15 protein-coding genes are annotated in these 12764 nt (G+C 49.5%); all 15 read right to left on the bottom strand.

Annotation, left to right across the window (positions count from 1 at the left end; translation table 11 throughout):
* Positions 1–190 precede the first annotated feature (190 nt).
* Positions 191–604 (bottom strand): F0F1 ATP synthase subunit epsilon, encoded by a 414-nt coding sequence (locus ACHWTJ_RS02430; RefSeq protein WP_053454400.1) that lies wholly within the window; start codon positions 602–604, stop codon positions 191–193.
* A 26-nt stretch (positions 605–630) separates the two neighbouring features.
* Positions 631–2049 (bottom strand): F0F1 ATP synthase subunit beta, encoded by a 1419-nt coding sequence (atpD, locus tag ACHWTJ_RS02425; protein WP_023469494.1) that lies wholly within the window; start codon positions 2047–2049, stop codon positions 631–633.
* Between the two features lie 36 nt (positions 2050–2085).
* Complete coding sequence (gene atpG, locus ACHWTJ_RS02420) at positions 2086–2937, bottom strand: ATP synthase F1 subunit gamma (protein WP_035410620.1); 852 nt, start codon at positions 2935–2937, stop codon at positions 2086–2088.
* A gap of 42 nt (positions 2938–2979) precedes the next feature.
* A complete protein-coding gene (gene atpA / locus ACHWTJ_RS02415; RefSeq protein ID WP_035395863.1) occupies positions 2980–4488 on the bottom strand; it encodes a F0F1 ATP synthase subunit alpha in 1509 nt (502 codons plus the stop codon).
* A gap of 19 nt (positions 4489–4507) precedes the next feature.
* On the bottom strand, positions 4508–5041 hold the full coding sequence (locus ACHWTJ_RS02410) for a F0F1 ATP synthase subunit delta (protein WP_023469497.1): 534 nt from the start codon (positions 5039–5041) through the stop codon (positions 4508–4510).
* Positions 5041–5574 (bottom strand): F0F1 ATP synthase subunit B, encoded by a 534-nt coding sequence (gene atpF / locus ACHWTJ_RS02405; RefSeq protein WP_056064215.1) that lies wholly within the window; start codon positions 5572–5574, stop codon positions 5041–5043. The genes ACHWTJ_RS02410 and atpF overlap by 1 nt, the downstream gene beginning before the upstream one ends.
* A 127-nt stretch (positions 5575–5701) precedes the next feature.
* On the bottom strand, positions 5702–5914 hold the full coding sequence (atpE, locus tag ACHWTJ_RS02400; RefSeq protein ID WP_023469499.1) for a F0F1 ATP synthase subunit C: 213 nt from the start codon (positions 5912–5914) through the stop codon (positions 5702–5704).
* Between the two features lie 76 nt (positions 5915–5990).
* On the bottom strand, positions 5991–6734 hold the full coding sequence (gene atpB / locus ACHWTJ_RS02395; RefSeq protein WP_035410629.1) for a F0F1 ATP synthase subunit A: 744 nt from the start codon (positions 6732–6734) through the stop codon (positions 5991–5993).
* Between the two features lie 8 nt (positions 6735–6742).
* Entirely contained in the window at positions 6743–7129 is a 387-nt protein-coding gene (locus tag ACHWTJ_RS02390; RefSeq protein WP_294744692.1) for an ATP synthase subunit I, read from the bottom strand.
* On the bottom strand, positions 7126–7344 hold the full coding sequence (locus tag ACHWTJ_RS02385; protein ID WP_023469502.1) for an AtpZ/AtpI family protein: 219 nt from the start codon (positions 7342–7344) through the stop codon (positions 7126–7128). The genes ACHWTJ_RS02390 and ACHWTJ_RS02385 overlap by 4 nt, the downstream gene beginning before the upstream one ends.
* A 678-nt stretch (positions 7345–8022) precedes the next feature.
* Positions 8023–9156, bottom strand: coding sequence for a non-hydrolyzing UDP-N-acetylglucosamine 2-epimerase (gene wecB, locus ACHWTJ_RS02380; protein WP_394679037.1), 1134 nt, complete (start codon positions 9154–9156; stop codon positions 8023–8025).
* A 126-nt stretch (positions 9157–9282) separates the two neighbouring features.
* A complete protein-coding gene (gene upp, locus ACHWTJ_RS02375) occupies positions 9283–9912 on the bottom strand; it encodes a uracil phosphoribosyltransferase (RefSeq protein WP_023469504.1) in 630 nt (209 codons plus the stop codon).
* 72 nt (positions 9913–9984) lie between these two features.
* A complete protein-coding gene (locus tag ACHWTJ_RS02370; protein WP_394679036.1) occupies positions 9985–10965 on the bottom strand; it encodes a hypothetical protein in 981 nt (326 codons plus the stop codon).
* A 132-nt stretch (positions 10966–11097) separates the two neighbouring features.
* Positions 11098–11739: an ABC transporter ATP-binding protein gene (locus tag ACHWTJ_RS02365; protein WP_394679035.1), complete on the bottom strand. Its 642-nt coding sequence runs from the start codon at positions 11737–11739 to the stop codon at positions 11098–11100.
* Positions 11736–12764, bottom strand: a complete 1029-nt coding sequence (locus tag ACHWTJ_RS02360; RefSeq protein ID WP_394679034.1) for an ABC transporter permease — start codon at positions 12762–12764, stop codon at positions 11736–11738. The genes ACHWTJ_RS02365 and ACHWTJ_RS02360 overlap by 4 nt, the downstream gene beginning before the upstream one ends.

The raw sequence follows: 12764 nt of genomic DNA, 5'->3' as shown, positions 1-12764 counted from the left end.
TAAGGAAAATCATGAGCTTTCTGTTGAAGAAACCGTGAAAACAAGGCATATAATGTACTTTTACATATTTTTCGCTTCCTAAACCTGATTCAAGACGCCTGCTCAGGAAAACGCGGTGTCGCACTCATTCATTGACGCATCGTACAAAAAAAGACCCGATTCCGTAAAGGAATTCGGGTCTTTGGTCGAATCAATCGCGACCGTAGTCTTTCAAGCTGAGACGGTTGATTGCCCGTTTCAACGAAAGCTCTGCGCGTTTGAATTCGAGTTCTGATAGTTTCGTGTCCTGGAGACGACGTTCTGCACGAACCTTCGCAGCTGCAGCACGGTCGTAATCGACCTTATCTGCTTGCTCCGCAGTTTCCGCAAGAACCGTTACAGTATCCTGGCGCACTTCCATAAAGCCACCGCTGATAGCGATCAACGTGCGTCCGCCATCTTCGTGGCGCAACTTCAAGATGCTGATATCGAGTGGAGTCACGAGTGGGACGTGGTGCGGGAGAACCCCGATCTCACCAGAAATCGTCTTCGCAACGACCATACGGATATCGCCATCATACACTTCGCCATCCGGGGTGACGATATTGACATGAAGTGTGTTCATCTCAAGTCCCCCTTATGCTTTGTCACTTAGACAAGCGCCTTCGCTTTTTCAATCGCATCTTCGATCGGACCGACGAGACGGAATGCTTCTTCCGTTAAATCATCGTGTTTACCTTCGAGGATTTCTTTGAAGCCGCGGATCGTGTCCTTAACTGGGACGTATGATCCTTTTTGTCCTGTGAACTGCTCAGCTACGTGGAAGTTCTGCGACAAGAAGAACTGGATACGACGCGCACGGTGTACAGTCAATTTGTCGTCTTCTGACAACTCGTCCATACCGAGGATCGCGATGATATCTTGAAGTTCTTTATAACGCTGAAGTGTTTCCTGAACTTGACGAGCAACACCGTAGTGCTCTTCGCCGACGATTTCCGGTGAAAGGGCACGTGATGTCGAAGCAAGTGGATCCACGGCAGGATAGATCCCCATCTCAGAGAGACGGCGCTCAAGGTTCGTCGTTGCATCTAAGTGAGCAAACGTCGTCGCAGGAGCCGGGTCAGTATAGTCATCGGCTGGTACATAAACCGCTTGGATCGATGTAACCGAACCTTTGTTTGTTGATGTGATCCGCTCTTGGAGCATACCCATCTCTGTTGCGAGTGTTGGCTGGTAACCAACGGCAGATGGCATACGACCGAGAAGGGCTGATACCTCAGAACCCGCTTGAGTGTAACGGAAGATGTTATCAACGAAGAGAAGAACGTCTTGTCCTTGCTCATCACGGAAGTACTCTGCCATTGTCAAACCAGTCAAGGCAACACGGAGACGTGCACCCGGTGGTTCGTTCATCTGACCGAAGACCATCGCTGTTTGTTTGATAACGCCTGAATCCGTCATCTCGTGGAACAAGTCATTTCCTTCACGTGTCCGCTCACCAACACCTGCGAATACCGAGATACCGCTGTGCTCTTGCGCGATGTTGTTGATCAATTCCTGGATGAGGACGGTCTTACCTACACCGGCACCACCGAAGAGACCGATCTTACCACCCTTGATGTAAGGAGCGAGCAAGTCGACGACTTTAATTCCAGTCTCGAGGATTTCAACTTTCGTTGAAAGGTTATCGAAAGTCGGTGCTTTTTTGTGGATCGGAAGACGTTCCACGTCAGCAGCGATTTCTTTTTCATCAATTGGGTTACCAAGTACGTTGAAGACGCGACCAAGTGTCGCTTCTCCGACGGGTACCGAGATTGGAGCATTCGTATCGAGTACTTCCATTCCACGGCGTACTCCATCCGTAGAGTCCATCGCAATGGTACGGACGACGTCGTCACCAAGGTGCAGGGCGACCTCAAGCGTCAAGTCGATAGCCACTTCTTCTACAGTTTGCGGCGTATATTGAATACGAAGCGCGTTGTAGATGTTCGGTAAGTGTCCTTCGAACTTAACGTCGATGACAGGTCCCATGACCGCGACGACGCGGCCTTTTAAACCGAGTTCGTTCATCGTGTTTCCTCCTACCTATCGTTACGCCAGTCGGGATTACTGCTGTGCAGCAGCCCCACTGACGATCTCTGTGATTTCTTGCGTGATCGCAGCTTGTCGAGCTCGGTTGTAGACGAGAGTCAATCGACCGATCAAGTCATCTGCGTTATCTGTCGCACTTTGCATTGCTGTCATACGTGACGCATGTTCTGCTACTTTCGCGTCAAGAAGCGCACCGAAGATCAAGCTCTCCGCATAACGCGGGAGGAGTTCCGCAAGGATTTGTTCCTCGCTTGGCTCGTACTCATAAGTCGTCGAAGACGAAGCTTCGATTTCTCCGAGTGGGAGAAGGGTTTCGACTTTCACTTCCTGGCTGATGACAGACAAGAAGTGGTTGTAGCACAGCTTGAGCTCGTCGATTTCGCCGACCGTGAACGCACTCACTGTGCGCTTCACAATCTCAGCGACGTCGACATACGAAGGAGAATCGTTCAAGCCTGTGATCGCATCCGTGACCGTGATTCCGCGTGAACGGAAGAACTGGACACCGACTTTACCGACCACGAAGAGAACGTAACTGTCCGTAGTATGCTTTTCTTTGATTTCCCGGTAGACTTCACGCAGCACGTTGGCGTTATATGCACCAGCTAAGCCGCGATCCGATGTGATGACGATGTAGCCCGTCTTTTTGACGGGACGTTTCTCGAGCATCGGATGGCTCGCACCTGTCGTGCCATTCGCAATGGTTCCGAGTACCTCTTGCATTTTCAGCATGTAAGGTTGGAACTTCGCGCTATGTGCTTGAGCGCGGTTCAGTTTCGACGCCGAAACCATGTTCATCGCTTTCGTGATCTGTTTCGTACTTTTCGTCGAGTTGATCCGCGTTTGTATCTCGCGCAACGATGCCATTTCGATTCACCACCTTGTTAGTTTCAAGAGCGTTCCGCCGGATTAGACCGTCGCTTGGAACGTTTTCTTAAATTCTGAGATTGCTGCTACGAGCTCTTCGTCTGCTGGAAGGTTACCTGTCTTACGGATCTCATCGCAAAGTTGTTTGCGGTTTTGATCGAGCCAGAGGTTGAGTTCCTTTTCAAAACGACGAATATCCGTTACAGCAACATCATCAAGGTGACCACGAGTCAAGGCATAGATGATGATGACTTGCTTATCGACAGTAAGTGGTTGGTTCAAGTCTTGTTTCAAGACTTCAACTGTCCGCTCACCACGGTTAAGCTTCGATTGAGTCGCTTTATCAAGGTCAGATCCGAACTGTGCGAATGCTTCAAGCTCACGGTAAGAGGCGAGGTCAAGACGGAGCGTACCCGCTACCTTCTTCATCGCTTTTACTTGAGCCGAACCACCTACACGCGATACCGAGAGACCCGGGTTGATCGCGGGACGGACACCTGAGAAGAAGAGATCCGATTGAAGGAAGATTTGACCATCCGTGATCGAGATAACGTTCGTCGGGATGTAAGCCGAGATATCCGACGCTTGTGTTTCGATGAACGGAAGGGCAGTCAAGCTACCTGCGCCAAGCTCGTCGTTTAACTTCGCCGCACGCTCAAGAAGGCGTGAGTGGAGGTAGAAGACATCCCCTGGGTAAGCTTCGCGGCCTGGTGGGCGTTTCAAGAGAAGTGAAAGCTCACGGTAAGCTGCTGCTTGTTTTGAAAGATCATCATAGATGACAAGAACGTGTTTGCCTTGGTCCATGAAGTGTTCACCCATCGCGACACCTGCGAATGGTGCGAGGTAAAGAAGTGGAGCTGGCTGTGAAGCCGCTGCCGAAACGACGATCGTGTAATCGAGTGCACCGTTTTTACGGAGCGTCTCGACGACGCCACGGACTGTTGATTCTTTTTGTCCGATTGCGACGTAGATACAGATCATGTTTTCTTCTTTTTGGTTGATGATCGTATCGATCGCGATCGACGTCTTACCCGTCTGACGGTCACCGATGATCAACTCACGCTGTCCACGACCGATTGGAACGAGGGCATCGATCGCCTTGATTCCAGTCTGAAGTGGTTCGTGTACCGATTTACGCGCCATGACGCCAGACGCCTTACGCTCGATCGGGTTGTAGTGTTCTGTTTCGATTGGACCAAGACCATCGATTGGCATACCGAGTGGGTTGACGACACGTCCGAGGAGTGCGTCTCCTGTTGGTACTTCCATGATGCGGCCCGTACGGCGAACAGAGTCGCCTTCTTTGATTTCAAGGTAGTCACCAAGAATGATGATACCGACGTTGCCTTCTTCTAAGTTTTGCGCCAAGCCCATTGTGCCGTTAGCGAATTCTACGAGCTCTCCCGACATGACGTTGTCGAGTCCGTGTGCACGAGCGATACCATCACCGATTTGGATGACCGTACCTGTCTCGTTCACTTCCATCGTAGAACCGTACTGCGCGATACGCGCTTTAAGCAGGGCGCTGATTTCTTCAGCTCTAATGCTCATGCGTTTCACCCCTATTTTCTTACGCTTTTAACAGCTCACGCTCAAGGCGCGTTAGTTTAGTTTCGATCGTACCGTCATATGTCGTGTAACCGATTTGAACGCGAAGTCCTCCGATGACACTCGTGTCGACGACGTTCTCGACTTCAAGCGTTTTACCTGATTTTTGGCCAAACGTCTCTTTCACTTTCGTGAGTTCCTCGTCTGACAATTTGTATGCACTCGTGACGATTGCCGTCGCGACATTGCGGTGTTCATTCAACAATGCAATGAAGTGTTCCGGTAATGTAACGATCTCTGCCGCCCGGTCGTTTTCGACCATGACGAGCAACGTGTTCAAGACGATCGAGTTGAAGCCAGTGAAGCTTGTTTGAAGAACTTGCTTGAGCTCTTCAGCAGAAATCGATGGGTTATCTAAAACCGAAGCGAGCTCTGGTGTTGCGTGGAGCACTTCGCCGAGCGTCCGCACATCAGCTTCTGCTTGCTCGAGCACATGGTGCTCAAGCGCAAGATCGAAGAGCGCTTTTGCGTAGCGTCCCGCTACGTGATCACGCATTAGTTCGTGCCCTTAGTATCAGCAAGGAATTGATCGACGAGTGCTTTTTGAGCGACTTCGTCCGTCGCAAGCTGTGTTTTCATGACGTGGCGTGCTGCAGCGATTGCTTGAAGAGCGACATCGTTCTTCAAAGCAGCTTGTGCTTCAGCGCGTTCACGTTCGATCGCACGGCGAGCTTCTTCCTTACTCATTTCGGATTCAAGACGTGCCTGCTCCATCGCACGTGCTTGTTCTGCTTCTGCCTGACGGCGTGATGCTTCTAAAAGGTCGCGTGCTTCCGTACGCGCCTTGTTTAATTCTTCGCGTTGTTGTTCTACGTAGACTTCAGCGTCTTTACGGCTCTTTTCAGCCGAGTTGATCTCGCTAGCCACATGCTCTTCCCGCGCTTTCATCATGTTGACGAGCGGGCCCCATGCGAATTTCTTCAAGAGGATGAGGAGCAAGAGGAAAACGACGATCGTGACGATCATGTTGGCGATAAGAGGATGGTTTGATTCCGCTACTCCTTCAGCCGCAAGATACGTTAGATTCATTCGATTACACTCCCCTCGTGGTTGGTTCAACTTCAATATCTACATAAGGGAGCCTAAGCTCCCGTGACGGTTCACTCAAACGTTGAACGAATAGCGCCCTATGTAGTCCGTTCTCGTTAATCGTGGATTAAGAGTTGAGAAGAAGGAAACCGACCGCTACACCGATGATTGGAAGTGCCTCAACAAGACCGATACCGATGAACATTGTTTGACGAAGTTCGTTTTTGAGTTCTGGCTGACGTGCTTGACCTAATACTGTACCGTTTACGATAAGACCGTTACCGATACCTGCGCCGAGTGCGCCGAGTCCGATGATGATCGCTGTTGCAATAAGATTCATGATAAATTGCCTCCCTAGAGTGTGTTCATTGATTTGGTCGTGCTGTTATCGGAAAAGCGAATGCTTTACCTTCGAATTAATGGTCGTGCGCTGCCTTATGTCCGATGTAAACCATCGTCAGGATAAGGAAGATGTACGCTTGGATACCACCGATGAAGAGTGAGAATCCTTGCCAGATCAACATCGGGATACCCGAGATGATTGCGCCGATTGGTCCGAGGAATTGGAAATCGTTCGTACCAGAGACGATACCGATCGAAAGGATGATTCCGATCATGATTTCACCAGCGAAGATGTTTCCGTAAAGACGAAGACCGAGCGTCAACGTGTTTGCAAACTCCTCGATGATGGTAATGATAAACATCGGCGTCATGAATGTTTTCGCATAAGCGCCGAAGCCTCGCATCTTCACACCGTAGTAATGGCTCATGACCACTACCATAGATGAAAGTGCCAGTGTCACGTAAGGATCTGCAGTTGGTGAGTTGAACCAAATGTAGTGTCCCGTCACGACGTTGAATGGGAGACCCATGATGTTGGATACAAGGATGAACAGGAATAATGTCATTCCGAACGTAAGGAAGCGACCCCCTGTTTTCCAGTCCATCGTGCTGCTGATGATACCGCGAACGAATTCGAGGAACATCTCCATCACGTTTTGAGCACCGGTTGGCTTCATCACAAGACGTCGCGTACCGGCCACGGCAATCAAGAAGACGAGAGCAGCAGCAATCAATACTGTGATCAAGTTCGTCCAGCTACCGTACAGAACGAAGTCACCCCAGAGTGGGATTTCGTAAAGTGGCATTTCGTGGTTCATTTGACTATTCACCTCTTTTCCCGCTTGAGTTCGTGAGTCAAGAACTCACAAAATTGTATGACGTGGCCGGCGAGAAGGCCTATTACCACCGCAGTTAATGACAATTCAGTTTGATACTTCAAACCGATCATCACACAGAGTACCGCGACCGCCATGCGTGAAACGGTCCCTCGAGACACCGGCTTTCGCCCCGTCTCGATTACACGATACATCCGATCGACGCTTAATCGTTGAAGCGTCAAGATCAGAAAGCTGCCAGTTCCACCAAGTGCCAGTCCATAAATGACCGGTTCACCGGGGCGTCCGATGAGCAGCAGGACAGCAAGGATCCCGTAAAAGAGTCCAAACCATCGTAAGTACGCACGATACAACGCATCTTGAAGGATGATGTTCATGTCTTCTCCCCTAACAAGTGCCTGATCATGGCGATCATGCAAAGAATGCCGATGAAAATCCCGATGAACACGGCGAACGTCGCACCCATTTTTTCCCACCATTGTTGTTGTTCCCCATAGTTCCCAACCAAAAAGCCAATGACGATCGGTGCAGCCAGTGCCGTCGAAATTTGCGAGGCCATGACCATACTCTTTGCGAGCCCACTTTGGCGCACTAGAGACGACCCCCTTTTTCCCAATTGCGAGTTCTTTTTCTTTCCCACAATTTGCGGATTTTCATACTAGTCAAGAATACAATGAAGCAGCTTTCATAGTCAAATGAATTCACAATAAAAACAGAGCCGAAAAACCTATACATATCAACGAATGATAAGGTTTTCACAGATGTCATCCGTGCAAGTCATTTCACGAAGATGTGAAGAAAATATGTAGTGCTATCAACGGTTAAAGAGATTGTTCATATGGTGAACAAAACCGTTGAATAGTAACGTTATATCGTGCTCGTTAAACCGAAACAAGACCGCTAAAATTGATTTGTGTCGATTTTGTGAAAAAACATTTTTCGTTCACAATTGTAAACGCTTCCGAATCGGGACACAAAAACTGCTCTGACATCTGTTTGTAACAATAGATTTCAACGATTTCCATTTTTCCAATCGTGAGGTGCGTCACAGCTTGAATCGTCAAGGTTTGCTTTCCAATTTCAAGGTCATCTGGTTTTACATTTTCTAAACAAATGGGCTGATTTTAGTGGAAATGGTAAGATTTAAAGATATTATCCCTATAAATCAACCATCTTAATGTCACGAACTTTAAGGCTCGACAAAAAATCGCTCACGTCTCACCTGAAGAAAGCAAGTGAATGTAAGCGATTCGAGAGTGATCATTGTTTTTTATTGTGTGAGTAACGGCGCAGGAGCCTCCCCTTGACCGAAGTGATGCAGGATTGCTTGGACGATGCGTTCGGATGCATGACCGTCGCCATACGGGTTCGAAGCATGCGCCATCTCGTGATAGAGCGTTTCATTCGTTAAGAGTTCTGTCGCCATCTGGTAGATCGTTTCTTCTTCCGTTCCGGCAAGCTTCAACGTCCCGGCAGTGATTCCTTCCGGACGTTCCGTCGTATCCCGTAAAACGAGAACGGGTACACCGAGTGATGGTGCTTCTTCCTGTACGCCACCCGAGTCCGTCAAGATTAAATGCGCACGGCTCGCGAAGTTATGAAAATCAAACACGTCGAGTGGAGCAATCAACGAAATTCGATCATGTCCTTCGAACACGGCTTTCGCCGCTTCCTGGACGACCGGATTGAGGTGGACCGGATAAACGACGTGTGTGTCTGGGAACGCATCGACGAGGCGACGAATCGCCCGGAACATTTGATGCATCTTCTCGCCTTGGTTCTCACGACGGTGTGCCGTCATCAGAATCAGCTTCCGGTCCCCGACTGTCTCAAGCATCGGATGCACGTAATCGGATTGGACGGTCGTCTGCAAGGCATCGATTGCCGTGTTCCCTGTGATGTAGACACCAGTATGACGATTCTCGGATGCGAGATTCGCTGCTGCTTGTGCCGTCGGAGCAAAATGTAAATCTGCGAGCGTCGACGTCAACTGACGATTGACCTCTTCTGGGAACGGTGAGTATTTATTATATGTCCGCAGTCCTGCCTCGACGTGACCGACTGCGATTTGATTGTAATAGGCAGCCAGGCTTCCGACGAACGTCGTCGTCGTGTCGCCATGGACGAGGACGAGGTCCGGCTTGATCTCTTTCATGATCGCATCGAGTCCTTCAAGACCACGCGTCGTAATGTCGACGAGGGTTTGACGTTGCTTCATGATATTCAAATCGTGATCCGGTTCGATTTCGAACAGGGTAAGTACTTGATCAAGCATCTCGCGGTGCTGGGCTGTGATTGTGACATGAACATCAAAAGCAGGGTGTTGCTTCAGGGCGTTGACGAGCGGTGCCATTTTGATGGCTTCCGGTCGAGTCCCGAAAATCGGCATGACTGTAATCGGCATGGTGACTTCCTCCTTTTTTCCTTTTTTCATTAAAGCATATTTGAGCAGTCTTGCGCAGTTTACGAAATAGCAACGAAAAGACCGCAGATCATCGTCTGCGGTCTTTTTGTGTATCTTGCTGTTTTTTTACTTCGTTCCGAAAAGACGGTCTCCTGCATCACCGAGTCCTGGGACGATGTAGCCGTGGTCGTTCAACTTCTCGTCGAGTGCCGCGAGATAGATGTCGACGTCCGGGTGTTCTTCTTGAACGCGTTTGACGCCTTCAGGTGCTGCACAGAGGCATGCGAGCTTGATGCTCTTCGCCCCTTGTTTCTTTAAGGAGGAGATGGCGTCTGCCGCCGAACCACCTGTCGCAAGCATCGGGTCAACGACGACGAAATCACGTTCTGCGACGTCTGTTGGGAGCTTGAGGTAGTATTCCGTTGGCTCGAGTGTCTCCGGATCACGGTACAAACCGATGTGACCGACCTTGACGTTCGGCATCATGCGGAGCATGCCGTCGACCATCCCGAGACCGGCGCGGAGAATCGGGACGATCCCGAGTTTCTTGCCTTCGATCATCTTCTGCGTCGTCTTCGTGACCGGTGTCTCGATCGCGACATCTGTGAGTGGAAGGTCACGTGTGATTTCATATGCCATCAATGAAGCCACCTCGTCGACAAGTTCCCGGAATTGTTTCGTTCCTGTTTCGACCTTACGCATGATCGTCATCTTGTGCTGAATCAATGGGTGATCAAATACATGTACTTTACTCATTGTTTGCATCTCCTCTCCATTCTCTTTTCGCATTGTACTCTAAAAGCGCACTGCTTGGGAACTGTTTTTTCGTCAGTCCCCGAGCGTGCTCTTGCCGGAAAGAATCGCTTTCGCCGCGTAAGACCATTCATTGTCCGGCTGTTGTGCGAGTTCTTGCAAGGTCGCGCGATAATCACCTTTTTTATATTTTTGTTCATAAACGGCTTGCATCCAGAGGACATCACTCATGTAACCCGACTTCGGAAAATCCTCACGGTAAGCGATATAGTCCGCCTGTGTCGTCTTCTTTAACTTACCAGCGGCAATCAATTTATAAAAACGCGCCATCCCTGCCGTCTCTTTATTTTTCAAGACGTCTGCACTCAACAGGTCATTCGCTTTTTGATAATCCTTTGCTTGAACGGCCGCAACCGCTTCTTTTAATGCGGCTTCCGGTTTCATACCACTCGTTTTCGTCGTTTTCTTTTCCTTAACCGGCGACTCTTCTTGTTTTACTTCCGCTTCCGTCTTTTGCTTCTGATCCGTATTTAATTTCTCGTTTTCTTTTTTTAATTGCTCGACTTCCGTTTGTAAGGCAGCCAATTGTTGCGCAATTTTTTGATCGGTCTCTTCTTTCGGTGCAGCATTCTCTGAAGTAGGAGACCACGCTTGAATACCTACGAATAAGAGACCGGCCGCTACCACTCCGGTTGCCGCCATCCACCATTGATTCTGATTCACCGCTTGGCGCCACGGTTTTAATTTGGCATGTTTCTGAATCGCTTCCGGCAGCGCCTTGAATCGCTTCTTCGCAAGACGTCGTCCGCCTGCCTTGGAGGCGATCGCAAGACGATATGTATAATATTCAACCGGCATCGGTAAATGTTTCCATTGCAGAAGCCGTGCATCCGCTTGTTCATAAAAGCCTGCTTGTTGCATGATGATGATCGTTTTGAAATCTTCGTACAGTCGTTTGTATTCTAATTTCGTCGTACTCTTCTTCTCCAACCATTTCAACATCTGGCTTCCTGTCGTCGACGCGAGCTCGGCTTGGGTCAACTTCATAATATTCATAACGCGTAAACTCCTTCATTTCCTTTTTTAAAAAGTATAGCAAATTTTTGGAATGACATCGCCTCCTCTTACAAGATTGAATATAAAAAAAGAATCGCTTTCCATTCTCTCGAAAGCGATCCATTCGTTGTCTTATGCTGTATGGATTTTTCCATCCTCGATCCGCCAAATACGATCACAGACGTCAAGCATCCTTTCATCATGAGTGATGACGATAATCGTCTTGTTCGACTCATGCGCTTGCTGTTGCAATAGCTCCATCACCCGACGCCCATTCGCATAATCGAGACTTGCAGTCGGCTCGTCCGCTAAGACGAGTTGTGGATCATTGACGAAGGCGCGAGCAATCGCGATGCGTTGACGCTCGCCGCCCGATAACGCATGCGGCAAATGATCTTTGCGATGCTCGAGTCCGAACATGGCGAGTGCTGCGACCGTATCCACCGTCCGTCCAGCTTCTTTTGCGACGAGTTCCAGTTGCTCCCGTGCCGTCAAAAAGGGTACGAGATGCGACTCCTGAAAGATGAACCCGACTTCCTCGAGACGTAAGCGACGACGTTCTTCGCCCGATGCTTCACTGACGCACGTATCATCAAAATAGACGGCACCTTTTGTTGGTGTCTGCAATAAACCAAGCAACTGAAGGAGTGTACTTTTCCCACTCCCGCTTGGTCCGACGAGGGCAATCAGCTCACCTGCTTCCGCCTGAAGATTAATGTCGTGCAGGACGGTCATTTCACCATAACTCTGTTCAATCCGTTCTAACTGAATCATCCATTCATTCCTCCCATCGCGTCTGCCGCCTCAAGTTTTTTCACCATTCGTAACGGAACAAGCGCTCCGAGCATCGCCGTTGCAATCAGAATACCGCCGTACATCAGACTCGTCGACCATTCAAATCGGAAGGGAAGATCCGCTGGTAAGAAGCGGCTCGTCAGATAGGTGATAACAACACTGACACCAAAGGCGAGGCTCGTCAGGAGGATGACTTGTACGAGTAGACTCGCACTCATCGTTCGTGTCCGAATGCCAATCGCCTTTAAGACACCAAGCTGTTTCATCTTCTGCATCGTCAAGATATAGAAGAACGCTGTCAGAATCAATGCCCCGATGACGACAAGCGCGACTCGCATCATCTGGAAGGAGTTTTGCTCTGCCGCATAACCCGGTACGTTCTCGACAACCGCTTGTTTCGAAAAGACGGCTTGATCCGTTTGTAACGACTGACCGATGTACGCTGAGACGTATGACGCGCCCATTTTCGATTGCCACGCTTGCCATGATTTATTCGTCATCCAAAGGACCGGTGCGTGACTATAACGACCGTCCGTCACCGTACCGGCAATTCGGAACGTCTCTTTCGTCCGAAAATCGGTAATCGTATCGCCGACAAGTGTTCCGCGTTGGTCCGCGTACGCAGCATCAACGAGCACTTCGCCTTTTTGCAATGATTGCAACTGTTTTGGACCATAATTCGTCGTCTCTGGTAACGCAAAGACTGTCACGTCATCCTTCGTTCCATTCTTCTTCTCAAGCACCATGTTCTGGACACCGAGCGCTTCTGCTCCCTTTGGTGTCTCGTCCGCCTGTAAGAATGAACGGGTCAGCTGTCCTTCCGCATCTTTACTCAGTGCAAACTGCTCGACCGGTAGATTCCGGACGGCAGCCCCATTGTCATAGGCCAGCCCGTCCGCAAGTCCGGTGATCATCAAAATCAATAAGACAATCAACATTGTCACGATCGTCATCCAACTGAATCGTCCTTTCATCCGGACGAGTTCTTTCCATCCTAATTTCAT

The organism is uncultured Exiguobacterium sp., from assembly GCF_964277885.1.
GTDB lineage: Bacteria > Bacillota > Bacilli > Exiguobacteriales > Exiguobacteriaceae > Exiguobacterium_A.
This window is presented reverse-complemented; position numbering and strand designations above follow the sequence as displayed.